This window comes from Streptomyces sp. NPDC037301 (genome assembly GCF_055602785.1).
Genome location: NZ_JBVJWD010000012.1, coordinates 118857 through 144090, shown reverse-complemented (window position 1 = coordinate 144090; position 25234 = coordinate 118857). Strand labels below are relative to the sequence as shown.

Below are 25234 nucleotides of genomic sequence, written 5' to 3'. Positions count from 1 at the left end.
GCGCAGCGGCCCACCCCACCCCCGCGCCCCACGCCCCTGTCAGTGCCGGGTGCCAGACTCGACAACATGACCGAACGTTGGGCTCTGGCCACCACGGAGACCGGCGGCGCCCTGCTCGCCCCGCTGGACTCCTCCGGCCTGCCCACCGCCCCGGTCCTGACCGAACCCGATCTCGTGGAGGCGGTCCGCTCCCGCCCGGATGTCACACGCTGGGTCTGGCGGTCCACCGCCGAGATCTACCCGCGACTGCTCGCAGCCGGCGTCCCCGTGGCCCGTTGTTACGACATCGAGGTCGCCGAGTCCCTCCTCCTCGCCCACGAGGGCCGTCTCGGCGAACCCCGTTCCGCAGCCGCCGCCCACGCCCGCCTGCGCAACGCCCCCGTACCCCCCGATCCTCCGCCCCGCTCCGCCGAGCCCGGCTCGCAGTCCTCCCTCTTCGAGCCGCAGTCCGGCACGGACCTGCCCTTCGACGACCTGCTCCAGGTGTACGCCGACCAGCTCCGCCGCCACGACGCCACCGCACACCCGGGCAGGATGCGCCTGCTGACGGCCGCCGAATCGGCCGGCATGCTGGTCGCCGCCGAGATGAACCGGTCAGGCCTCCCCTGGCGCGCCGACGTGCACCGGGACGTGCTCCACGAACTGCTCGGCGAGCGTTACGCGGGCGGCGGCGAGCCCCGCAGGCTGGCCGAGCTGGCCGACGAGGTATCGGCCGCCTTCGGCAGACGGGTCCGCCCCGACCTCCCCGCCGACGTGGTGAAGGCGTTCGCACAGGCCGGCATCAAGGTGAAGTCCACCCGGCGCTGGGAGCTGGAGGAGCTGGACCATCCGGCGGTGGAACCCCTCATCCGGTACAAGAAGCTGTACCGGATCTGGACAGCGCACGGCTGGAGCTGGCTCCAGGACTGGGTGCGCGACGGCCGTTTCCGCCCCGAGTACCAGCCGGGCGGCACGGTCAGCGGCCGCTGGACGACCAACGGCGGAGGAGCGCTGCAGATCCCCAAGGTGATACGGCAGGCGGTCGTCGCCGACGAGGGCTGGCGCCTCGTCGTCGCGGACGCCGACCAGATGGAGCCCAGAGTACTGGCTGCGATCTCCCGCGATCGCGGTCTGATGGAGGTGGCGGGCCATGACGGCGATCTCTATACGTCGCTGTCGGACCGGGCCTTCCACGGCGACCGGGACCACGCCAAGCTCGCCCTGCTGGGCGCGATCTACGGCCAGACCTCGGGCGACGGCCTGAAGAACCTGGCAGCCCTGCGCCGAAGATTTCCGCTGGCCGTGGCCTACGTCGACGATGCGGCAAAAGCAGGCGAGGAAGGACGTCTCGTACGGACGTGGCTGGGCCGGACCAGTCCGCCCGCGGCCGGGAGCGAGGAGAACGACGAGGCCGGCATCCCGCAGGAGAGCACGGAACAGCCCTCCGCCGAGGGTGAATTCACCCCTGGTTACGCATCGTCGAACGCTCGCGCGCGGGGCCGCTTCACCCGTAACTTCGTGGTGCAGGGCAGCGCGGCGGACTGGGCACTGCTGCTCCTGGCCGCCCTGCGCCGGTCGCTCGGCTCCGCCGGTCTCCGGGCCGAGTTGGTCTTCTTCCAGCATGACGAGGTGATCGTGCACTGTCCGCAGGAGGAGGCAGAGGCGGTCGTGGAGGCGATCCGGGCGGCCGGCGACCTGGCCGGGCGGACCGCCTTCGGTGATACGCCGGTGCGTTTTCCGTTCACGACGGCGGTGGTGGAGCGCTACTCGGACGCGAAGTAGCGCTCCACCTGCGGATCACCCGCCGGAGCCGGGCGTACCAAGCCCCCCAGGCCCTCCGCTCCCCTGCTGTTCACCTGTATCCGGTCCCGGGACAGGTCCCGGAGCAGGTCGTGCGTCCGGTCCATCGCCGAACCCGGCCAGCCCGTGATCGTAGTGCGCGGGACGCAGATGCTGATGCCGATGCCTGGCATTGAGCATGTGGATGACGAACGCCGCGATCGCGATCATCGCGAGGACGACCACGACGGTGACCAGGGTGTCCATGCGGTACCGGCCCCCTTCGATGCGCAGGCCGACAAAGGCGGCTCACCGGGAGCCGTACACATCCAGGCTACTCCGCAGACCGGCACCCGCCCCCGGACAGCGGCCCCACCGCGTGCGCCCCGCAAGGCCCCAACCCGCAGATGCTCCGGCCCGTGCCGAGCGCGGCGTGCCCCCGCAAGGTAAACCCCGGGGCACGCCCGCGCAGCGGTGGTACGCCTCCGCTGTGCCGCGCATGGCGCCCAGTGCTGTGACCGGGAGGGTTCGCCGGGTTGACCTGTGCGGGATGATCGCGTCATGAGTGAGATCGTCTTGATGTCGGACTCGAAGGTCGCTGCTATACCCGTTGAGGAATGCGGTGAACGTCTCGTGGACGTCCGCCGCGGCGGCTCGTTGCTTGTCGACGTACGCAATCAGGACCCGGCAGACGCCTTCGCGTACCTGCGGGAGGGGGTGCTGGAGCGGTTGCTCAAGGCCCAGGCGATGCTTCCGCAGGGCCTGCGACTGCTGTTCGTCGAGGGGTACCGGCCGCCCTCACTTCAGCGGGAGTACTTCGAGGAGTACGCCAACGGGCTGCGAGCCGCCCACCCCGAATGGTCCGACGAGCAGATCCGTGCGGCGGCGAGCCGGTATGTGTCCCCGCCCGACATCGCCCCGCACAGCGCCGGCGCGGCCGTCGACCTCACCCTGGCCGACACCGGTGGGCACGAGCTGGACCTGGGCACGCGGATGAACGCGGACCCGGAGGAGAGCGAAGGTGCTTGCTACACCCACGCCGTCAACATCAGCGAGGAGGCCCGCGCCAACCGGAAGATGCTGGATGATGTGCTCGCGGCTGCGGGACTGGTGAACTACCCCACGGAATGGTGGCACTGGTCATTCGGCGACCGCTACTGGGCACTGATCACCGGGGAAGCCGCGGCTCTCTACGGCCCGAAGGAGTTCCCCCCGCGTGGCTGACCGGGCCGACCTTGCCGGACTGACCGGTTGGTTGACGACGCCAGGGCGCCCCCGACGAATGCCCTTCTCGCTGCGGATGCGGGCACGTTCACGTCGTTGTGCGGCCAGTACCTCGGGGTGCCGGGCGTTCTGATTGCGTCGGCGCAGACAGCGGTGCAACTCCCGCGTCTGGACGGTGTGGTTGGGGTGGTTCGAGTTGACCAAGGTGAACCGCCGCAGCGGCCCGAAGCGTGCCTCAATGGGGTTCACCCAGGACGCGTTCGTCGGGGTGAAGCACAGTCGGACCTTGTTTCTGGCTGCTCGGCCCAGGATGCGCCAGTCCTTGCGAGCGGACAGGTTGTCCAGGATCACGCAGACCGGGGCGCCGTCGGGACGCGCCACTCGGATCGACTTGAGCGCGGCCCAGGTGGTGGCGATGCCCTTGCGGCGCCGGTTGACGCCCCACAGGCGACCAGGCCCGCAAACCGCTCCGGGGCCTGTGTCTGAGACCACGACTGAGACCGCCGACCGCCGCGCGGCCCGCGCCAGAGGTCGACGCCGCGCCCGATAAAAGCAAAAGCCCCAGGTCACGGCGAGTGAGTCCTGAGGCTTCTACAGAGCCGCCTTCGGGATTCGAACCCGAGACCTACGCATTACGAGACCACGGGGGTTCGTGACAGCTGGTTCCGGCTCGTGCCACCGGGTGCTGTTTTGCCTGATCAGAAGACGTGCGGGCGGTCCCGCCGTTACACCCTGTGCTATCTCATCCAAAGGCGTCCGGCCGCACTCTGGCCGCACCTATAGGGGTGTCAGGCCACCTGAGCAGCATTGTCACTGCCCTACAAAGTAGCCACCGCCCGCGCGAGAAGCCGTCGGAACGGGCTTTCTCCGCGATCGCGCGCCCGTGACGCAGTAGGCGTTTGCGCCTACCGACGCTCGCGGGCATTGGCCAGCACCGGCTCGGTGTGTTCGATCGCGAGGTAGGTTTCGGCAGTCGTTCCCTCCAGGAGCCCGCTCTCCTCCGAGTCCTCCAGGGACACCTCAACCTGGCGGCCCGACAGAAGATCGCTCCAGGACCGTGCATCAGCCTGCGCGAATCCGTGGCGGATATCTGCGCGCAGGCGTGGGCCTCGCTCTTCTTCCTGCTCGTAGTAGGCACGGCTGTACTCCTCGCGCTCCTCGTCGTCGACGCCGTGACGCGGCCTGACAAGGTCGGGCAGGAACAGGGACTCATTCACGGGCATCTCGGACTGCGCCTTGTGCAGGGCGGCGCACGCGGCGAAGAGTCGTCAGGACATGCCCAGGTGGACGCCAGTACCAGGGAGACGGGCGGCGATAAAATCGCTGGCGTCCCCGCGTGATCGCAGCGCGGCCTCGCCGGTCACGGATTCGGAGTGCAGTCGGTACCGAATCTCCCGGGTTGGCTCGTCGCGCTCCACAGGGTGAGGGAACCTGTGCGCTGATGGAATCGCTCAAGGGAGGGCGATTCAAGCATTCCCTGAGGCGGGTTCGCCTATGCCTTGGGCACCGAGAAGCGGAAGAGCTTGCCGGACCATGTGGCGTACAGGTGATCGCCGACGGCGTGCGTCGACCAGGAGCCGGAGCCGCCGGTGGCCTGATAGTGCCAGACCTGCTTGCCGGTGTCGGCGTCGAAGGCGTACAGGCCCTTCTTGCCCGCGGCGAGGAAGAGTCCGCGCAGGGTGCCCAGGAACTCGAGGTCAGCCAGGCCTGACCCTGCTGTCCAGCGTCTCGCGCCGGTCTTGGCGTCGATCCCGTGCAGGATCTTCTTGTCCAGGTAGCAGACGGTCGCGCCGGCGCGTGCGTAGCCGCGGTTGCCGTCGGCGGCGGTCTGCACTGTCCACAGGGTCTTGCCCGACGCCGGGTCGAAGGCGACGAGCAAGCCGCGGGTCGAGCCGTTGAAGTTGGTGCTCGGGTAGCAGAACAGGGTTCCCTCGATCAGGCTCATGGACCCCGTGAGGCCCAGGATCTCGCTGTTCGTCGGCGGGAGTTCGGTGGATTTGCTCCAGAGCGTCTCGCCGTCGTCGGGGTCGAGGGCGAGCAGCTTCATGTCGGCGTCGATGCCGTAGAGCACCTTGCTCGTGTCCGGTGGGTACAGGGTGACGAGATCCTTCGCCCATACGCGTTTACCCGTGTCCGGGTCGAGGGCCATGTATCCGTTGAGCGTCGCGGCCGGGTTCGTCTTCGATGCGCTGCCCCAGGCGAGCAGCGCGCCTGCCGGGGTGGCGCCGAGGACCATGCTTACGTCTTCCACGTCGGTCGAGGTCCACCGCACCTCGCCGCTCGACGCCTCCAGGGCCTGGATGCGCCCGTCGCTCATGGTCACCACCAACTCGCCGTCCGAGAAGTCCAGCTCGGGCGCGCTGTCCCCGGCCGGGGACGCGTCCCACACCTCCTCGCCGGACCGGCCGTCGAACGCGTGCACCTTGCCGTCGGTACGTACCGTGTAGACGCGCTTGTCGTCGGTGAGGGCGTCGGTGTTCTGGCCGCCGAGGTCCTTCCACAGGAGCTTGCCGGTGTCCCGGTCGAAGCAGGCGCCGGAGGCCAGTTGGGTGCACAGCAGCGTGGACCGGGTCACCGCGCGCAGGGACATGGTGGGCTGCGGAAGCTCATTGGTCCAGTCCAGTTCGGGGGTGGCGACCGTGTCCTTGCTGTCCTCGCCCCGTGAGTGCAGGAACCAGGCGGTGCCCCCGGCCGCCGCGGTAACGGCGAGCACCGCGCCGCCGGTCAACAACCGGCGGCGGCTGAGCAGCGGGGCGCGTACCACGTCCTGCAGGGTGCGCTCGTCCTCGGTCACCTGCAGTTCGACCGCGCCGAGCCAGCCGGCGGTGGTCTCCGGGCGCAGCCGGGCCTGCAGGTGCTCGACGGTGGGGCGCCGGGCGGGGTCCTTGTCGAGGCAGGCGGCGACGATGCCGAGCAGGCCGTGCGGGACGCCGTTCAGTTGCGGCTCCTCGTAGGCGGCCCGGTAGAGCAGGGCGTGGGCCGCACCGGTGCCGAAGGGCGGGATGCCGGTGGCGGCGAAGGCGAGCACGGCGCCGAAGGCGAACACATCGCTGGCGGGCGTGAGTTCACCCCCTCTCGACTGCTCGGGCGACATGAAGCCGGGCGAGCCGGCGACCTGGCCCTCGGCGGTGAGCACGGTTCCGTCTACGGCCCGGCTGATGCCGAAGTCGATGACTCTGGGGCCGTCGAGGGTGAGCAGGATGTTGGACGGCTTGAGGTCGCGGTGGATGAGCCCGGCGCGGTGGATCGCGGCCAGCGCCTCGGCCAGGCCGCCGCCGAGCACGCGCAGGGTGGACTCGGGCATGGGCCCGTGGGCGTCCAGGGCGTCGGCGAGGGAGGGGCCGGGGATGTACGCGGTGGCCAGCCAGGGCTGGGGCCCCTCGGGGTCGGCGTCGACGACCGGCGCGGTGAAGGCGCCGGAGACCGCGCGGGCGGCGTCCACCTCGGCCTTGAAGCGGCGGCGGAAATCGGGGTCGGCGGCCAGTTCGGGACGTACGACCTTGACGGCCACCGCACGGCCACTGCGCGATGCGGCGAGGTGGACGAGGCCCATGCCGCCCGCGCCGAGTTCCCGGATCACCCGGTAGGGGCCGATGTACGAGGCGGGTGAGGCGGCTTGCGGGGGGCGCGCGGACGGCATCGGCGGGGACGGCGGCATGGTCACGGGGTGTCGCTCCGGAAGGCGTAGAGGGTGGTCTCGGATGCGGCGAAGAGGGTGCTGCCGGAGGTCTGCAGCAGCCAGTCGTTCTTGCCCCCGGCTCTGCTCCCGGAGGGCTGGTGCGCCCAGAGCGGCTTGCCGTCAATGGCGCGCAGGACGACGAACCCCGGGACGTCGCCGGTGGCGAACGTGGCGATGGCCACCACGGACGCGGAGACGGTGGGCCCCTGGCCGTATGCACCGCCGGTGGTCGTCAGGTCCACCGGGCTCGCGGTGTGCCACACCTGCTCACCGCTCTGTATGTCCAGGGCGAACACGGTGCCCGGACCGTCGTAGACATAGGCCCGCTTACCGCGGACCCTGGCCGGGCTGATGGTGGTCGTCTCGTTGACGGCGGTCCACAGTCTCTCGCCATCGGCGGCGCGGAAGGCCTGCACCTTGGTACTGGTGACGAGCAGGGTCTTGCCGTCGGTGGACAGGTGCGGATAGGCGCCGGGCTCGATGACGTCCCGGACCTGCCACCGCTCGGTGCCCGAGCGCAGGCCGAGTCCGCGGAGCGTGCCGTTGTCCTGCAGGAAGCAGAGGCTTCCGTCGGCGTAAGCCTGGAAGTCGCTGCCTTTGACCGTGCGCGACCACAGCACCTCGCCCGAGTCGATATCGACCGCGAGCACGCCATAACCGTCGTCGCCACTGGTGCCGACGACGGCGACCGAACCGGCGACGGACAGAACGCTCTCGACGGAGTCGGCGGACTGGGTGCTGGCGCCCTGCTGGGTGACCGCGTGGGTGAACTTCTGCTTGCCTGTGGCGTCGATACCGAAGAGATAGCCGCGCTCGCCGCCCCAGGCCTCGGCGTACAGCATCGATCCGTGCACGCCCAGCCACTTCGGATCCCCCGAGACGTCGGAGGGTGCGCGCAGCGAACCCGTCCAGCGTTCCTCCCCGGTCGCGGCGTCATAGGCGTACGCGCTGCCCTGGTCCCAGTGCACCAACGTGTCTCCGAGGAGCCGCAGTTGTCCGCTCTCCAGCTTCTTCAGCGGAGCCGACCACTGCGGCTTCGGGCCGGCCGGAACCTTGGGCTCGGGCAGGCCGGTGGTGCCCGCACTGCCGCTGGCCCGGTCCGGGGTCCTGCCAGGCGTCGACCGCCACCCGGCCAGCGTCGCGGCGCCTGCGCCCGCTGCGACGGCGGTACCGGCCGCGGCGATCCACAGGAACCTGCGGCGACTCGGCCCGCTCGGGACGGCGGTGGCGAGCGGGTCGACGGGCGGCGCGAGGGACGTCATGGGCACGGGCGGTGCGGCCACCAGAACGGCGGCGTGCGCCTCCCGCCGCGCCAGATCCTCCCGCAGGCCCTCGGTGAGCAGCGCGGCAGGGTCGGTTGCCCCCAGCGCGGCCAGCACCGACGCGGCGGGCGGCCTGCGGGCGGGATCCTTGTCCAGACAGGAACCGATCAGCGGGCTCAACGCCTGGGAAACGCCGTCCAGTTGGGGCTGCTGGTGGACGGCCCGGTAGAGGATCTCGGCCGTCCCTCCGGCGCCGAAGGGGCCCCGCCCGGTGGCCGCGAAGACCAGGACGCAGCCCAGGGAGAAGACGTCGGCCGCCGGTCCGGCCTCGCGGCTCGACACGATCTGCTCGGGCGCCATGAACCCGGGCGTCCCCATCACGGCGCCCGTCCGGGTCAACTGGGTGGCGTCCACCGCCCTGCTGATGCCGAAGTCGATGACGCGGGGCCCGTCTTCGGCGACGAGTACGTTGCCGGGCTTGAGGTCGCGGTGGACGATGCCGGTGTCATGGATGGCCAGCAGCGCCTCCGCGAGGCCGGCGCCCAGGGCCCGCAGGGCAGGCTCGGGCAGCACACCGAAGGTGCGTACGACATCGTGCAGCGACGGCGCGGGGACGTAGGCCGTGGCCAGCCAGGGCTGTGGGGCATCGGCGTCCGCGTCGAGCACCGGCGGGGTGAAGAACCCGCTCACCCGGCGGGCGGATTCGGCCTCGCGCCGGAAACGCCCGCGGAAGTTCGACGCCTCGGCGTACTCGGGCCGGATGACCTTCAGGGCGACCAGGCGCGATCCCGGTGACCTGGCCAGGAACACCCTGCCCATGCCGCCCTCGCCGAGGAGTTGGAAGACCTCGTAGGGGCCGATCCGGGCAGGGCTCTGCTGCTGAGAGACCTGCCCGGGCGGCCGCGGGACGGCGGTGACCGGCCGGGTCGCCGCGGCCGGCGGCTGCGGCACTGTGGTGTGCGCAGGCTGCATGGCCGTGGGGTCGCTGCCTCCGTATGGGGGTGTGTGCACGTCGTTGCCGCGGGCGGTCAGCTCAGCGAGCCCAGCACATCACGGGCGGCGGTGATGGCGGCGTCCTCGGCCTGCTTCTGGGTGATGTCGGAGGTATCCCGGCTGTAGGTGAAGTTTGTGGTCAGCGAGGCGTTGCCCTCACGGACGATCACCTCAGCCTGTGCCAGCGACCCGTCCATGGTGTCGACGGTGTCGACGACGAAGGCCTCCTCGCCGAGCCCGCTGACCGACCGGGATTCCTGCACCTTGCGCATGCCCCCGAGGTCCTTGAGAGCGGTCTTCTTGTTCCTGTCGTACGTGCTCTTGGCCATCGTGCCGACCATGAGGTTCACATCCAGGCCCTGATAGGCGCCGCCGTAGCCGGGGTGCTCCCACCTCGGCATCCTGGTGATCACCGAGGTCAGATCCTTGTCGTCCATCAAGCCGGGCGTGCACTCGCCTCCGGGCGCGATCTTCTCGATGGTGGACGCCTTGATCAGCTCGCACCCCTTGGGCACCTTGGTGAACGCCTTGCCCGACGGCGCCTCCGGCTTGGCGGCGTCTCCCGGGGAGCCGGAGGGCTTGCCCGACGCGGTGCCTTTGTCGCCGCCCCCTGACGTGGCGATGACCACGCCGACGATCACGGCCACGGCGAGCGCCGCAACGCCACCGATCAGCCAGATGCGCGAACGGCCGCCGCGCGGGCCTGGGTTGCCCGGACCGCCCGCCGGAACCGGCTGCGACCAGGCCGAGGGCCCACCCGGCGCCTGCGGCGGGACGGGCGGCGGCGCCTGACCCGGCATCGGGGGCGGCGCCTGGCCGGGTCCCTGCGCCGCGGGTCCCCAGGCCGGCGTGCCCTGCCCGAGCGGCTGGGTGGGACGGCTCTCGCCGAAGCCCTGCCGGGGGTCCACCTGCGGGGTCTCACTCACAGAACAGCTCGCTTTCGTACGGTTTATGCCCTCGGGACCGGCAGGAACCCGTCCCATGGGGCCAGGCCGGAGCGACGGTCGACCGGGACCCGGCACAACGTCCCGAACCCTCTCGCGAGACACTGCAATTCCGATGAAATTCTGATGAAACAGAGGACTCGGCGGCGGCAGACGACTCGGCTGCAGCAGAGCAACGGGGAACTACGGGGACGACGGGGGACTGCGGCGTGGGCACGAACACAGCGGACACAGTCGGCTCAGGCGTGGGCGCGTGGGATCCGGCGGATGCGACCGGCATGACGGCCGCGACAGACACAGCAGGTACGACGGGTGCGGAGGATGCGGCGGATCGGCTGCGCCTCGACCTGCTCGGCCCGGTCGGAGCCCACCGCGGCGAGGCGCCCCTCGACCTGGGGCCCGTGCGACGTCAGGCGGTGCTGGCCGCGCTGATCCTGCGCGCGGAGACGCTCGTCACCCACCAGCAACTGCTGGACGACGTATGGGGACTCGAGCCCCCGGGCACGGGCCGCCGGGTCCTGCCCAGCTACGTCTACCCCCTACGCAAGGCACTGGACGCGCCCGGCACCGGCCCCGCCGCATCCGCGATCCGCGGCGAGCGCGGCGGCTACCGCTTCGTACCCGGCCAAGCCCGCACGGACATCGGCGAGTTGGCCGGACAGGCCGCCGCGGCCCGCAGGGCGAAGGCCGCGGGCGACCTCACCACCGCCCTCGACGGCTGTACGCGGGCACTGAACCTGTTCCGCGGGGAGCCGTTGGCCGGCCTGCCCGGGCCGTTCGCCGACGCCGAGCGGCAGCGACTTGCCCGGCAGCGGCGCACCCTCCATCAGGAGCGGGCGGAGTGCCTGGTCCTCCTGGGCCGGTACACGGAGGCTCTGGACAAGCTCCTGGCCGCGCCCACGGCGCAGCCGCACGACGAGCCGCTCGCCGCCCTGCGCATACGCGCGCTGTACGGCAGCGGCCGGCAGACCGAGGCACTCGCCGCCTACCAGGAGACCCGGGACCGGCTCCGCGGCGAGCTGGGGGTGGAGCCCGGCGAGGAACTGCGCCGGGTACACCAAGGCGTACTGCGCCGGGACGACCTGATGCTGCTCGGCCGGGCACCGCTGCCCCGCACCGCCGGATCCGACGCAGCACAAGCACCGGCCCCTTCACCGCCATCCGCACCCACACTGGCATCGGCACCCGAGCGTCCCCTGCCCCCGCCACGACCTCGCCGCAACGAACTCCCCGGCGACACTGCCTGGCTCGTCGGCCGGGAGACAGAACTCGCCCTGCTCACCACACCCGTGCCCCCCGGCTCCGTCTCCGTGGCCGCCGTCGACGGCACGGCGGGCGTCGGCAAGACCGCGCTGGTGGTCCGCGCCGCCTGGACGCTGCACGCCCAGTACCCGGACGGCTGCCTGTTCGTGGACCTGCACGCGCACGGCGTCCCCCACGAGAGCCTGCGCCCGCAGCGCGCACTGCACCGGCTACTCCGTGCCGTCCACGGCGCCGACGGCGAACTGGCGGACGAACTGGACGAGTTGGTCACCGCCTGGCGCGCGGCCACCAGCTCCCTGAGGCTGCTGCTGGTCGTGGACGACGCCCGCAGCGCGGAACAGGTGCGCCCGCTGCTGCCCGCGGGCCCGGGCAGCCGAGTGCTGGTGGCCGGCCGCCAGCGGCTGCCCGGCCTCGACGCCGACCGGCGGCTCACCGTGGAGCCGCTGGGCACGGGCGAGGCTGTCACGCTGCTCACGCATCTGCTGGGCGAGGCGCGCGCCGAACAGGAACCGGAGGCCGCGCAGGAACTCGCACGCCGCTGCGGCGGTCTGCCGCTGGCGCTGCGGATCACCGGGGCCCGGCTGCAGAACCGTCCGTCCTGGACACTGGCCCACCTGGTCGGCCGGATGTCGGACGACGAACGCCGCCTGGGCGAGCTCCGGGCCGAGGACCGCAGCGTGGAAGCCGCCTTCCGGATGTCCTACGACCAGCTCACCCCCGAACTGCAGCGCGGCTTCCGGGCGTTGGGCCAGTCCCCCACCGCCGAGTTCGACGGGCTCACCCCCGCCGTCATGCTGGGCCGCTCGCGCCAGGACACCGAGGACCTCCTGGAGCGCCTGGTCGACGCGAGCCTGCTGCAGCAGCCGCGGCTCAGCCGCTACCGGCTACACGATCTCGTACGCGACCACACGCGCCGCCTGGCCGCCGCCGTACCCGAGGAGACCGCCGCGGACCGCGCCGCCGTGCTGCACCTCTACACAGCCGCCGGCCGCATCGCCAGCGACTGGGGCCCCGAGGGCTTCCCGACCGGCCCGGACGTCTCCCACTCCCCCTTCTCGAACTGGCAGGACGCCGACGCATGGCTGGACGCCGCGGGCGGCCAACTGCTCGACGTGATCGCCTACGCGGCCGCCACCGGGCAGCACGACCACGCCTGCTGGATCGCCGAATCCCTGGTCGACCCGCTGGTCCGTCAGGGCCGCTACCACGAGTGCCGCTCCGCCCTGGAGCTCGCACTGCCCAGCGCGGACGTGGCCGACGACCGGCGGATGCCCTCCGCCCTGCGCAACTGCATGGCCATCGCGGACCTCTATCAGGGGCGCTTCCAGCAGGGCCACGCCTGGTGCACCGACGCGCTGCGCCTCGCCCGCCACCAAGGCGACCTGCGCGAACAGGCCCGGGCAACCGCCGGGTTGGGCGCTGCGGAGCGTGCTCTGGGCCGCATCCCGGAGGCGGTCGCCCACCTGAGCGAGGTCATGGAGCTGGCGGCCCGGCTCGACGACGACTGGCTGGCCGGGATGTCGAGCTGCAACCTCGGCGCCCTCCACGACCAGCAGGGACGGCACAAGGAAGCACTCACGTACTACGCCGCCTCCCTCGCCTTCGCCGAGAAGATCGGCCACCCCAGAATGATCAGCAAGACCCTGTGCTTCATCGCCGAGGCCCACCTGGCACTCGGCCGGCACACGAAGGTCAAAGACGTGGCGAGACGCGCAGCGGACCTGGCCCAGGAGGTCGGCGACCTGCAACTGCGCGCGACGAGCCTGTCCCTGCTCGGCGCCGCGGAACACGGCGACGGAGACCTGCCGTTGGCCATCACCCTCCAGCAAGAGGCCCTGGCCACGCTCACCGAGCACACCAGCAGGCCCCTGGAGATGGAGGTCCGCCGCCGGCTCGGACACACCTACTCGGCAGCGGGCCACCAGGCCGAGGCCGAGCAGCAGTTCCACATCGCCCTGTCCTTGGCCGGGACGGAGGAGCTGGGACGGCCGCCCTCCCCTGGTGGCGCACCATCCGTGACGGCACGAGAAGCGGATCTGCACGAAACCCGAGCAACCCGGCGGGACTCGGATGCCTGATCTCGCCGGTTCTGGCTCGCGCACCTTCCGACGGCGCAGTACTCCTGGACTACCCTCGCACCCAGTGCCGCACGCTCAGGGTCCGAGAGCGGAGCGAGGTCGACTGCGGTTGACGTCCGGTCGGACAGCGTCTGTTCACAGGCCGGCCCGCGGCGGTATGCGCTCGCTCCGCGGCACCAGCGCCTGCGCGGGCAGTCCGACCGGTACGGGGAGGCCGAACAGCTCGGTGAAGGACGCCGGAGCGTTCCCCGGTCGACCTCCCGCACCAGGTACCCGTATGTGTCCGAGTTCCCCGCCAGGTCCCCGTTGCACAGGGGGATCAAACCCAGGTCGCCGTCACATGAGCCGCAGCGCACGGCGGTAGGCTGCACGGCCGTGAGCGAGTACCAGTACTACGAGTTCCAGGCCATCGACCGACCGTTGACCAAGGATGAGCTCGAGCAGGTGCGGGCCCTGTCGAGCCGGGCCAGGATCAGCGCGACGCACTTCGTCAACGAGTACCACTACGGCAACTTCCGCGGCGATGAGCGCAAACTGGTGGAGCAGTTGTACGACGCTCACCTGTACTTCGCCAACTGGGGCTCGCGGCTCCTGATGCTGCGCCTGCCCACCACGCTGCTGCCCGCCCGCAGCGTCGAACCGTACTGTGTGGAAGACGCCTTGACCTGCTGGACCAGGAACGGGCACCTGCTGCTCGACTTCGCCTACTCGGCCGAGGACGGCGGCGAATGGGACTTCGAGACACCCTTCACCCTCGCCTCGTTCACCACCCTGCGTACCGAACTCGCCGCGGGCGACCTGCGTCCCCTCTATCTGGCCTGGCTTTCCGCGCTCACCCGCTGGGAGTTGAAGGAGGACGTCGACGAGGACGAGTACACCTCCACCATCGAGCCGCCCGTACCCGCAGGCCTTGCCCAACTCACCGGTCCGCAGCAGGCCTTGGCGGACTTCCTGCACATCGACCCGCACCTGCTCACCGCTGCTGCCCGCGCCAGCGGTGCCGCCCCTTCCCAGGCAATCGACAAGGACGCACTCGCCGCCTGGATCCGCGCCCTGCCGCAACATGAGAAGGATGCCCTGCTGCTGGACGCCGCCCTGGGCGCCGCCCCACAACCGGGCCCCGCACTGCTGGCCCGCCACCGCGCCGCGTCCCACGGCCAAGCCGAACCGTCCACCGCCACCCGGCGCCGCTCAGCCGCAGAACTCCTCGACGCCGCCCACGAGGTGCGCAGCGAGCACACCCGGCAGCAGGAACAGGCCCACGCCCAGGCCCGCCGGGCCAAACAGCTGACCCGCGAGCGCCACCTGGACCACCTGGCCGAGAACGCCGAGCAAGCCTGGCAGGACATCGCCAACCTGATCGGGCAGAAACAGCCCGGCCCCTACGACACCGCCGTCACCCTCCTGAAGGATCTCCGCGAGGTCCACGACCGGGCGGACACCCCCGAGGAGTTCGCCCGACGCCTGCACGACCTGCGCGAGCAGCACCGCGCCAAGTCCTCGCTGATGCGACGCTTCACCGACGCCGACCTGACAACCCGCTGAGGCGCGCTCAGATGTGGTCGCGTGGGCCCTCGACCAGGAGGCGGAGGGTGGCGAGAGCGGCCGGGCGGCTGGTGGCGGACAGGGAGATCGGGGCGTCGATGGGCCGTTCCGGCTCCAGGTAGCCGAGTTCGCGGCCGGCGCGCCAGACCCTCCACAGCAGCCGCTCGGTGTCCTTCCCCTCCATCGCGGTGCCGTCGCCGTGCGTGAAGCCCGCAGCAAGCACCGGCCGCTCGTGCCCTGTGCGTCTGGGACGGAGCCTGGGACCAATGGCGTCCGCAGGACAAGATCAGACCCTGCCGCGCAGCCTGACCGGCGGAGCTGCTGTGCTGGTGGCGTCCTGCGGGAGCATCCCGACTGCGCCCAGCACTTCAGCGGCCTGGCCGACGATCAATACGCCGACACGCAACCTGCGCCTCGCAGCGCAGGCGGGCACCGATGCACCAGAAGGCTAAAAAGCCTTTGCCGTACCGATCACGCTGGGCGTGAGTTCGACTGCAGCGGCCCGAGCGTCACGCCTGCCGCACGCAGCTCGACGATCACCTGCGTGCCCACTTGGTGGGTCCGATTCCATCGGCGCGGTTGTCGAGTACCAACAAAGCGTCGGTCAACTCTGAGCCCAGAAGCTCGGCCTCCGATTACCGCCTCGGCACTGTCGCTGCACTCATGGCCGCACATTGGCCACACATAGTCCTTGACGGTACCTCAGCCAACGCCATCGTCACCGAAAAAGCCCAGCTCAAGCGCCCTGAGCACTAAACATCACTACAGAGACCATACCTTCGACCTACGCATTGCGATGCGCAGACCGCACGGGTCCGTTTGGCCTGAATTCCAAGGTCAACGAAAAGAAGAAACCCCAGGTCACGGCGAGTGAGTCCTGGGGTTTCTCGGAGCCGCCTTCGGGATTCGAACCCGAGACCTACGCATTACGAGTGCGTTGCTCTGGCCAACTGAGCTAAGGCGGCACGCCCTGTCGCACCATGGTGCGATCAGCAGCGTCGCCAAGTCTACACAGTTTCCGGGGGTGCTCCGTACCAGCCCGACTTTAGCCCGTTTTCGCAGGTCAGCGGCGGTCCGGATGCGATCAGGAGCACATCTTGCCCTCGGTCGGCGGGGTGCCGTCCAGGAGGTAGGTGTTGATCGCCGTGTCGATGCAGTCGCTGCCGCGGCCGTATGCCGTGTGGCCGTCGCCGCGGTAGGTGAGGAGGGTGCCGGAGGAGAGCTGGCCGGCCAGGGATTCGGCCCACTTGTACGGAGTGGCCGGGTCGCGGGTGGTGCCGACCACGAGGATCGGGTCGGCACCCTTCGCCTCGATGCGGTGGGGGGTGCCGGTGGGACGGACCGGCCAGTGGGCGCAGTTCAGGGCGGCCCAGGTGAAGGTCCTGCCGAAGACCGGGGATGCCTTCTCGAAGACGGTGAGTGCCTGGGCTGCGGCATTGGCGTCGGCGAAGGCGGGCGGCAGATCCAGGCAGTTCACGGCGGTGTTGGCGAACATCAGGTTCGCGTACGTGCCGTTCGGCTCGCGTTCGTAATAGCTGTCCGCCAGGGAGAGCAGGCCGGAGCCGTCGCCCTTCTCGGCCCCGGCGAGGGCATCGCGGAGCTGGGGCCAGGCCGACTCGTCGTACATGGCGGCGATGACTCCCGTGGTGGCGAGGGATTCGGTGAGCTCGCGGGAGGCGCCGGTGGGGATCGGCCTGGCGTCGAGGCCGGCGAAGAGCTGCTTCAGGCGGGTGGCCGCGTCGGCGGTGGAGGTGGTGCCGAGCGGGCAGTCCGCCTTCTTCACGCAGTCGGCGGCGAAGGACTTGAACGCGGTCTCGAAGCCCTCGGTCTGGTCGCGGTTCGCGTCGACTGCGGGGAGCGACGGGTCCATCGCGCCGTCCAGGACCAGGCGGCCGACCCGGGCGGGGAAGAGCTCGGCATACGTCGCGCCGAGATAGGTGCCGTACGACGCCCCGACGTAGTGCAGCTTCTCGTCACCGAGCAGGGACCGCAACATGTCCATGTCGCGGGCCGTCTCGGCGGTGGAGACATGCGGGAGGATCTCGCCCGAGCGTCGCTCGCAGCCGCTTGCGAACTCCTTGTAGGCGTCGCTCAGCCTGTTGACCTCGGTGGCGTCGTCCGGGGTCTGGTCGACCTGGGTGTAGGCATCCATCTGCGAACCGGTGAGGCATTCGACGGGCTCGCTGCGGGCCACTCCGCGCGGGTCGATGGCGACCATGTCGTAACGGGCCCGGACCTGGGCGGGATAGCCGATGGCCGCGTAACTCTGGAGGTAGCCGACGGCCGAACCGCCGGGGCCGCCCGGATTCACCAGGAGGGAGCCGATCCGCTTGCCCGGTCCGGTGGCCTTCGCGCGGGAGACGGCCAGCGCGATGTCGCCGCTGTCCGGCTTCGCGTAGTCCAGGGGCGCCTTCATCGTCGTGCACTGGAACCCCTCGACGCCGCAGTCCCGCCAGTTCAGCTGTTGCGCGTAATACGGCGCGATCGCGGCGGGGGCCGATGGGGTGGACGGCGAGGCGCTCGTCGAATTGCCACTGCTGCAGCCGGAGATGAGGAGGCCGGCAGTGCCGAGCGCGGTGGCAAGGATGCGGAGCGGGCGCCTGGTGTCCATCCCCGGAGCGTAGTCGCCGCGTGACGGTTCGCCCGCTTGTCTGCTCGTACGGGTGAAAAGGCAGTGATAGACGGTGATGAGCAGCGGCGATGAGTGATGAGTGGCGTCAGCCCGCGCGCAGCGCCATCGTCATCGCCTCCACCGCGAGCAGCGGCGCCACATTGCGGTCCAGCGCCCGGCGGCAGGCGATCACCGCCTCTATCCGGCGCAGGGTTCGCTCGGGCGTGGAGGAGCGGGCGATGCGGTCGAGGGCGTCCTGTGCGTCCGCATTGGCGATGGCGATCCTCGATCCCAGCTGGATGGCCAGTACGTCGCGGTAGAAGCCGGTCAGATCGGTGAGGGCGAGATCGAGGCTGTCGCGCTGGGTACGGGTCTTGCGGCGCTTCTGCCTGTCCTCCAGCTCCTTCATCACCCCCGCCGTGCCGCGCGGCATCCGCCCCCCGGCGGAGGCGCCGAGCGCGGCCTTCATCTCTTCCGTCTCCTTGGCGTCGACCTCCTCCGAGACCTGCTTGGCGTCATCGGTGGCGGTGTCGATCAGCTCCTGGGCGGCCTTGAGGCAGCCTCCGATGTCCTCGACCCGCAGCGGGAGCTTGAGCACGGCGGCGCGACGGGAGCGGGCCCTCTCGTCGGTGGCGAGGCGGCGGGCCCTGCCGATGTGGCCCTGGGTGGCACGGGCGGCGGACGCGGCCCGCTCCGGATCGATGCCGTCGCGCCGGATCAGGACGTCGGCGACAGCGTCGACCGGGGGCGTGCGCAGCGTGAGGTGACGGCAGCGGGAACGGATGGTGGGCAGCACATCTTCGAGGGAGGGTGCGCAGAGCAGCCACACCGTGCGCGGCGCGGGCTCCTCGACGGCCTTCAGCAGGACGTTCCCCGCGCCTTCGGTGAGCCGGTCGGCGTCCTCCAGAACGATGACCTGCCAGCGGCCGACGGCCGGGGAGAGCTGGGCGCGGCGGACCAGCTCGCGGGTCTCCTTCACACCGATGGAGAGCAGATCGGTACGGACCACCTCTACGTCGGCGTGCGTACCGATGAGGCTGGTGTGACAGCCGTCGCAGAAGCCGCAGCCCGGTGCGCCGCCCAGGGCGCGGTCGGGGCTGGTGCACTGGAGGGCGGCGGCGAAGGCCCGGGCGGCGGTGGAACGGCCGGAGCCCGGCGGGCCGGTGAACAGCCAGGCGTGGGTCATCTTCGACCCCGGAGGCACCGGCTCCCCTGCGGAGTGGGCGGTGACCAGCGCATCGGCGTCCCGGGCGGCGGCGCCGAGCTGCTCCTGCACCCGGTCCTGACCGACCAGGTCGTCCCATACGGTCATGGGTCACCGCCCTTCCGGTGGTGTGCGGCTGCGCGGCTGTCCTGCGATGCGGCCGCGCAGCTGTGATGTCACTGCTTGTCGATCCGACTCCCATTGTGGGGGACGGGTCTGACAATCCCGGCAGCACCGCAGTCCGGCTGCCGGGCAGACCCGCCCGGCAGCCTCCGCGGATCAGCGGCGCGGGCGCCGTCCCCGGCCCGAGGGGCCTGAGTCCTCGTCGTCGCGGTGGTCGCCCAACAGCTCGTCCGCCAGTGTCGGAAGATCGTCCAGCGGTGTCTCCTCGGCCCAGTCGGGACGAGGGCGCCGGCCCCGGCGCTCCTGGTGTTCCTGACCGTCCCAGTGGTCCTGAACCGGCTGCGGGGCGACCGCATGCGGGTCGCTGATCTGCGGAAGCTCGCGCGTGCGCTCGTTATCGCTCTCCCGGGCGGAGTCCGCCGGGCGCTCGTCACGGAAGATGCCCCGCGGAACCCGGTCTGCCGGATTCGCGTCCCGGGCGTCGCGAGCAGCCCGGGCGTCACGTACGTCCTGTACCGGAGGAAGAACCGCCGTCTCATCCGCGGCACCCGCCGCGCCAGGGCGCTCGGACCGGTCGTGGATCTTCGGAATCATTGCCGTCTCGGCCTCGTCGGCGGGCGAGGGCGGGGTGACCGGCGAAGGCACCGGCTGCGTCACATCGTTCGGGTTGACGATCGGTGTCGGTACCGTGATCTCGCTGTCCGGTACGGACGCCGCCTGCGCCCGGGCCGCCTCCGCTGCCGCAGCTGCCTCGGCCTCGGCCTGCCGGCGGGCTTCCTCGGCCCGCAGCAGCGCCTCTTCGGCCTTGCGCTGCTTCTCCAGCCGCCGCGCCTCGGCCTCCTTGCGCAACCGGGCCTCATCCTCGGCCTGCCTGCGCAGCCGGGCCTGCTCGGCCTCGCGGGCCGCTTCCTCGGCCGCCAGCCTGGCCCTCTCCTCCTCGGCCAGACGCCGGGCTTCCTCGGCCCGCTGCCGGGCCTCTTCCGCCTGGCGTTCGGCCTCGCGCCGGCGTGCCTCCTCCAGCTCCTGGCGCTTGCGCTCCTCCTCCTCGGCGCGCAGCTTGGCGAGCTGTTCCTGCCGCTCGCGCTCCAGCCGCTCCTCCTCGGCCTTGCGGGCCGCCTCTTCCTCAGCCTTGCGCCTGGCCTCTTCCTCGGCGGCCTTGCGCGCCTCCTCCTGGGCCTTGATCTCGGCCTCGGAGAGCGGGAGAAGCTGGTCGAGCCGGTGGCGTACGACCGTGGTGATCGATTCCGGATCCTGGCCCGCGTCCACCACCAGGTAGCGGGTCGGGTCGGCCGCGGCCAGCGTCAGGAAGCCGGACCGCACCCGGGTGTGGAACTCGGGCGGCTCGGACTCCAGCCGGTCGGGCGCCTCGGTGAACCGTTCCCGCGCGGTCTCCGGGTCGACGTCCAGCAACACCGTCAGATGCGGTACGAGTCCACTCGTCGCCCAGCGCGAGATCCGGGCGATCTCGGTCGGGGAGAGGTCACGGCCCGCGCCCTGGTAGGCAACGGACGAGTCGATGTATCGGTCGGAGATGACGATCGCGCCCCGCTCCAGCGCCGGGCGGACGACCGAGTCGACGTGCTCGGCGCGGTCGGCGGCGTACAGCAGTGCCTCGGCCCGGTTGGAGAGCCCGGCCGACGACACATCGAGAAGGATCGAGCGCAGCCGCTTGCCGACCGGGGTCGCGCCCGGCTCGCGGGTGACGACGACCTCGTGGCCCTTGGCGCGGATCCACTCGGCGAGCGCCTCGACCTGGGTGGACTTACCGGCGCCGTCGCCGCCCTCCAGGACGAGGAAGAAACCGGTCGCGGCGGGGGCGACGGCCGGGTCACCGCCGCGCAGTGCCTCGCGCAGATCACGGCGCAGCGGCACTCCGGAGCGGTCGTCCGTCTTGGCGAGGACGATCACGGAGACAGGCAGCAGCAGTGCGCCGATCAGCATCAGCGCGAAGGCCGCTCCACCGTGGGCGAAGACGAAGTCACCGGAGGTCAGCCGGTGCTCGCCGATCGCGGCGGCCAGCAGCGGGCCCGCCAGCGCGCCGAGCGCGATGAGGACCCGTACGACGGCCTGGAGGTGTTCGGTGGTCCTGGCCCGGCGGAACTCCTCGGTCTCCTGGTCGACCAGGACATGACCGGTGCCGGCTGCGACACCCGCCGTGTATCCGGCGAGCACCGCGATCATCAGCACGGTCGCCGTGTCCGGCACGAGTCCCATGGCGAGGAGTGCGATGCCCGTGACGGCGGTGGCCAGCGCGAGCAGCCGGCGCCGCGACAGCGCGGGCAGCACCTTCCCCGCGGTTCGGATGCCGACACCCGTGGCTCCGGTCAGGCCGAGGATCAGCAGGGCGAAGGTGGCGGGGCCGCCGCCCAGGTCGGCGGCGTGCAGTACGGCGACGGCGGCAGCGGCGGCAATGGCTCCGGCGACTACGGCACAGACGCCGACGATCAGCGGCACGGATCCGGTGCGGCCCTTGTCGGGTCCGCTGCCGGTCGACGGCCGGCGCAGGCCCTCCAGCGGCGAGCGCGGGCGGGGCGTCTGCGAACCGGGCAGTTCCAGGAAGTACAGGGTGGAGATCGAGGCCGAGAAGAGCCCGGCCGCGACGTACGAGCCGAGGGCCGCCTGGTGGAGCGAGAACCACTCCAGGCCCGAGCCCAGCAGGTTGCCGATGAGCGTGGCGATCAGCAGGACGGCCGCGGCGGCCGGAATGGCGGCGAAGTCGGTACGGATGGAGAGCCGGCGCAGTGCGTCGAGGTGGTCGGGCAGCGGACGTACAGCGGCGCCTTCGGGGGGCGGGGCGGGCAGCAGCGCGGGGGCGGCACCGTCCTTGGCAACCGTCCACAGGCGTTCGGATGCGCCGATGACGAAGACGGTGATGAGGATCATCATGAGCGCCTTGTCGGGCATCCAGTCGATCCACAGCGGTGCGACGACCAGCAGCGCGAGCCGCAGCCCGTCCGTCCCGATCATCAGCCACCGCCGGTCCAGCGGTCCGCCTGGCGCGGTGAGCGTCGTCAGCGGCCCCAGGAGTACGGCTCCGAAGAGCAGGGTGGCAAGGATCCGGGCACCGAACACCGCGGCGACGGCAAACGCCGCCCCTCGGTACCCGGCTCCGAATGAGCCCTCAAGGACCGCCGCTTGCAGCGACATCAGCACCAGCACGAGAAGGGCGAGTGCATCGCCGATACTGCCGACGAGCTGGGCGCTCCACAACCGCTTCAGCGGGGGAACACGCAACAGGGCTCGTACGGCGCGCTCGCGTGAGTCTGCGGCAAGTGTGTCGGAGGTGGGGCTCACGACCGTTGGCTGCTCGGCTCGCGTCATCCGCCCAGCCTATCCGGAGCGGCGGGGTCCCCGGAGGCCCCGCCCGAACATATGGGCGTCCCGGGGGGCGGGCGTCTCCAGCACCGCCGACGATTGAGGGGCATTCCCAGCCCCTCCGGCGCTTGAGGATTGGGGTCCGGGGCAGAGCGCCGGTTCCGGGAAGGGGCGGGTAGGGGAGCAGTCCCGCCACAGGCGTCCCGCCCCGGTACGCAAACGCCGGAGGGGCTGGAAGCCCAGCCCCTCCGGCGATCGGTCCTACGGTCAGTCCTCCACAGACGCCGCAGTCGTCTTCTTCGCCGCAGTCGTCTTCTTCGCGGTCGTCGTCTTCTTCGCGGTCGTCGTCTTCTTCGCGGTCGTCGTCTTCTTCGCCGCGGTCTTCTTGGCTGCCGCAGTCGTCTTCTTGGCCGCCGTCTTCTTCGCGGTCGCCTTCTTGGCCGGGGCCTTCTTGGCCGTCTTCTTCTTGGCGGGCCCCTTGGCGCGCTTCTCGGCGAGCAGTTCGTAGCCACGCTCCGGCGTGATGGTCTCGACGCTGTCGTCGGTCCGCAGCGTCGCGTTGGTCTCGCCGTCGGTGACGTACGCACCGAAGCGCCCGTCCTTGACCACGACCGGAGCCCCGCTCACCGGGTCGGTGCCCAGTTCCTTCAGCGGCGGCTTGGCGGCGGCGCGGCCGCGCTGCTTGGGCTGGGCGTAGATCGCGAGGGCCTCTTCGAGGGTGATGTCGAAGAGCTGTTCCTCGGAGGTCAGCGACCGCGAGTCCGTGCCCTTCTTCAGATACGGGCCGTAGCGGCCGTTCTGCGCGGTGATCTCGACGCCGTCGGCGTCCTCGCCGACGACACGCGGCAGCGACATCAGCCTGAGCGCGTCGGCCAGCGTCACCGTGTCCAGCGACATGGACTTGAAGAGCGAGGCAGTCCGCGGCTTGACCGCGTTCTTGCCGGTCTTCGGGGTGCCCTCGGGCAGCACCTCGGTGACGTACGGGCCGTAACGCCCGTCCTTGGCGATGATCTGGTGCCCGGTGACCGGGTCCGCACCGAGCTCGAAGTCGCCGCTCGGCTTGGCCAGCAGCTCCTCCGCGTACTCGACGGACAGCTCGTCGGGCGCCAGGTCCTCCGGCACGTCCGCGCGCTGGTGACCCTCGGAGTCCTTCTCGCCGCGCTCGATGTACGGGCCGTACCGGCCGACCCGGAGCTTGATGTCGTTGCCGACGGGGAAGGAGGAGATCTCACGCGCGTCGATCGCGCCGAGGTCGGTGACGAGATCCTTCAGACCGCCGAGGTGGTCGCCGTCGCCGTTGCCCGCGTCGGAGGCCGCCCCCGCTCCGGCCGTGTCGCCGGCGCCCGCACCGAAGTAGAAGCGCTTCAGCCACGGCACGGCCCGGGCCTCGCCACGCGCGATGCGGTCGAGGTCGTCCTCCATCTTCGCGGTGAAGTCGTAGTCGACGAGCCGGCCGAAGTGCTTCTCCAGCAGGTTGACCACGGCGAAGGAGAGGAACGACGGGACGAGCGCGGTGCCCTTCTTGAAGACATAGCCGCGGTCGAGGATGGTGCCGATGATCGAGGCGTACGTCGACGGGCGGCCGATCTCGCGCTCTTCGAGCTCCTTGACCAGCGAGGCCTCGGTGTAGCGGGCCGGCGGCTTGGTGGCGTGGCCATCGGCCGAGATCTCCTCGGCGGACAGCGCGTCGCCCTCGGCGACCTGCGGGAGGCGCCGCTCACGGTCGTCGAGCTCGGCGTTCGGGTCGTCGGCGCCTTCGACGTACGCCTTCATGAAGCCGTGGAAGGTGATCGTCTTGCCGGACGCGGAGAACTCGGCGTCGCGGCCGTCGCTCGCCCGGCCACCGATCTTGACGGTGACGGAGTTACCGACCGCGTCCTTCATCTGAGAGGCGACGGTCCGCTTCCAGATCAGCTCGTAGAGCCGGAACTGGTCGCCGGTGAGGCCGGTCTCGGCAGGGGTGCGGAAGCGGTCGCCGGAGGGGCGGATCGCCTCGTGCGCCTCCTGCGCGTTCTTGACCTTCCCGGCGTACGTGCGCGGCTTGTCCGGCAGGTAGTCGGCGCCGTACAGCTGCGTGACCTGGGCCCGGGCCGCGGAGACCGCGGTGTCCGAGAGGGTCGTGGAGTCTGTACGCATATAGGTGATGAAGCCGTTCTCATACAGCTTCTGCGCAACCTGCATGGTGGCCTTGGCCCCGAAGCCCAGCTTTCGGCTCGCCTCCTGCTGGAGGGTCGTCGTGCGGAACGGGGCGTACGGGGAGCGACGGTACGGCTTCGACTCGACGGACCGTACGGCGAACGTTGCGTCGGCGAGCGCGGCGGCCAGGGCGCGGGCGTTCGTCTCGTCCAGGTGCAGCACCTGACCGGAGCCGGACTTCAGCTGCCCGTCCGGACCGAAGTCACGGCCCTGGGCGATGCGGCGGCCGTCGACCGCGCTGAGGCGGGCGGAGAGGGCCGACGGGTCGGAGGCGTCACCGGTGCGGCCGGTGGCGAAGGTGCCGGTCAGGTCCCAGTACTCGGCGGAACGGAAGGCGATGCGCTCGCGCTCCCGCTCGACGACGAGACGGGTCGCCACGGACTGGACGCGGCCGGCCGACAGGCGCGGCATGACCTTCTTCCACAGGACCGGCGAGACCTCGTAGCCGTAGAGACGGTCGAGGATTCGGCGGGTCTCCTGGGCGTCGACCATGCGCTGGTTGAGCTCGCGCGGGTTGGCGACGGCCTCCCGGATCGCGTCCTTGGTGATCTCGTGGAAGACCATCCGGTGGACCGGGACCTTGGGCTTCAGGACTTCCTGCAGGTGCCACGCGATGGCTTCGCCCTCGCGGTCCTCATCGGTGGCGAGGAAAAGTTCGTCGGACTCGGCCAGCAGCTGCTTGAGCTTCCTGACCTGCGCCTTCTTGTCCGCATTGACGACGTAGACGGGCTGGAAGTCATGCTCGACGTCGACGCCGAGCCGACGGACCTCGCCGGTGTACTCGTCCGGGACCTCGGCGGCGCCGTTCGGCAGGTCGCGGATGTGCCCGACGCTCGCCTCGACGACGTATCCGGGGCCGAGGTAGCCCTTGATCGTCTTCGCCTTGGCAGGCGACTCGACGATGACGAGTCGGCGGCCGCCCTGTGCGGTCTCGCTGGTCGGGGACAACTTCGCTCTTCTCTCCGGTCGACACTCAGTGGGCATCCGGGCAACGCGATGACGCTGCCGACGGTGCTGTCGCTGCGGAGTGTGACGGTAC

Annotated in this window: 14 protein-coding genes, 1 tRNA gene and 1 pseudogene; 4 read left to right on the top strand and 12 right to left on the bottom strand. The window is 70.9% G+C overall.

What is annotated here, in order from left to right; all coding sequences use genetic code 11:
• The first annotated feature begins 66 nt into the window (after positions 1 to 66).
• Positions 67 to 1761, top strand: coding sequence for a bifunctional 3'-5' exonuclease/DNA polymerase (locus tag ACZ7IB_RS20840; protein ID WP_470914346.1), 1695 nt, complete (start codon positions 67 to 69; stop codon positions 1759 to 1761).
• Between the two features lie 15 nt (positions 1762 to 1776).
• Here ACZ7IB_RS20840 and ACZ7IB_RS20835 read toward each other — a convergent pair whose 3' ends face one another.
• Entirely contained in the window at positions 1777 to 2025 is a 249-nt protein-coding gene (locus ACZ7IB_RS20835) for a hypothetical protein (RefSeq protein ID WP_470914345.1), read from the bottom strand.
• A gap of 294 nt (positions 2026 to 2319) precedes the next feature.
• Between ACZ7IB_RS20835 and ACZ7IB_RS20830 the strand changes: the two genes are divergently transcribed.
• Positions 2320 to 2982, top strand: coding sequence for a M15 family metallopeptidase (locus ACZ7IB_RS20830; protein ID WP_470914343.1), 663 nt, complete (start codon positions 2320 to 2322; stop codon positions 2980 to 2982).
• Positions 2983 to 3030: 48 nt separating this feature from the next.
• On the opposite strand, the pseudogene ACZ7IB_RS20825 reads toward ACZ7IB_RS20830, so the two are convergent.
• From ACZ7IB_RS20825 to ACZ7IB_RS20805, 5 genes and pseudogenes are all read right to left on the bottom strand, one after another.
• Positions 3031 to 3441: pseudogene (locus ACZ7IB_RS20825) on the bottom strand (IS630 family transposase); the annotation flags it as partial.
• Positions 3442 to 3887: 446 nt separating this feature from the next.
• Positions 3888 to 4205: a hypothetical protein gene (locus ACZ7IB_RS20820; RefSeq protein ID WP_470914340.1), complete on the bottom strand. Its 318-nt coding sequence runs from the start codon at positions 4203 to 4205 to the stop codon at positions 3888 to 3890.
• 269 nt (positions 4206 to 4474) lie between these two features.
• Positions 4475 to 6640, bottom strand: a complete 2166-nt coding sequence (locus ACZ7IB_RS20815; protein WP_470914502.1) for an outer membrane protein assembly factor BamB family protein — start codon at positions 6638 to 6640, stop codon at positions 4475 to 4477.
• Between the two features lie 2 nt (positions 6641 to 6642).
• Complete coding sequence (locus ACZ7IB_RS20810) at positions 6643 to 8895, bottom strand: protein kinase domain-containing protein (protein ID WP_470914338.1); 2253 nt, start codon at positions 8893 to 8895, stop codon at positions 6643 to 6645.
• 56 nt (positions 8896 to 8951) lie between these two features.
• Positions 8952 to 9842 carry a hypothetical protein gene (locus ACZ7IB_RS20805; RefSeq protein WP_470914336.1) on the bottom strand — a complete coding sequence of 297 codons (891 nt, stop codon included), beginning with the start codon at positions 9840 to 9842 and terminating at the stop codon, positions 8952 to 8954.
• 296 nt (positions 9843 to 10138) lie between these two features.
• Between ACZ7IB_RS20805 and ACZ7IB_RS20800 the strand changes: the two genes are divergently transcribed.
• Complete coding sequence (locus ACZ7IB_RS20800; RefSeq protein ID WP_470914334.1) at positions 10139 to 13201, top strand: AfsR/SARP family transcriptional regulator; 3063 nt, start codon at positions 10139 to 10141, stop codon at positions 13199 to 13201.
• 375 nt (positions 13202 to 13576) lie between these two features.
• On the top strand, positions 13577 to 14746 hold the full coding sequence (locus ACZ7IB_RS20795; RefSeq protein WP_470914332.1) for a hypothetical protein: 1170 nt from the start codon (positions 13577 to 13579) through the stop codon (positions 14744 to 14746).
• 7 nt (positions 14747 to 14753) lie between these two features.
• Here the strand turns inward: ACZ7IB_RS20795 and ACZ7IB_RS20790 are convergent, their stop codons facing one another.
• The 6 genes from ACZ7IB_RS20790 to topA form a co-directional block, all read right to left on the bottom strand.
• On the bottom strand, positions 14754 to 14969 hold the full coding sequence (locus ACZ7IB_RS20790; RefSeq protein WP_470914330.1) for a hypothetical protein: 216 nt from the start codon (positions 14967 to 14969) through the stop codon (positions 14754 to 14756).
• 668 nt (positions 14970 to 15637) lie between these two features.
• Positions 15638 to 15711, bottom strand: a tRNA-Thr gene (locus ACZ7IB_RS20785).
• A gap of 119 nt (positions 15712 to 15830) precedes the next feature.
• Complete coding sequence (locus tag ACZ7IB_RS20780) at positions 15831 to 17357, bottom strand: alpha/beta hydrolase (RefSeq protein WP_470914328.1); 1527 nt, start codon at positions 17355 to 17357, stop codon at positions 15831 to 15833.
• A 106-nt stretch (positions 17358 to 17463) separates the two neighbouring features.
• Entirely contained in the window at positions 17464 to 18669 is a 1206-nt protein-coding gene (locus ACZ7IB_RS20775; RefSeq protein ID WP_470914325.1) for a DNA polymerase III subunit delta', read from the bottom strand.
• A 171-nt stretch (positions 18670 to 18840) separates the two neighbouring features.
• Complete coding sequence (gene tmk / locus ACZ7IB_RS20770; protein WP_470914322.1) at positions 18841 to 22005, bottom strand: dTMP kinase; 3165 nt, start codon at positions 22003 to 22005, stop codon at positions 18841 to 18843.
• Positions 22006 to 22266: 261 nt separating this feature from the next.
• On the bottom strand, positions 22267 to 25143 hold the full coding sequence (gene topA, locus ACZ7IB_RS20765; protein ID WP_470914321.1) for a type I DNA topoisomerase: 2877 nt from the start codon (positions 25141 to 25143) through the stop codon (positions 22267 to 22269).
• Between the last annotated feature and the right edge of the window lie 91 nt (positions 25144 to 25234).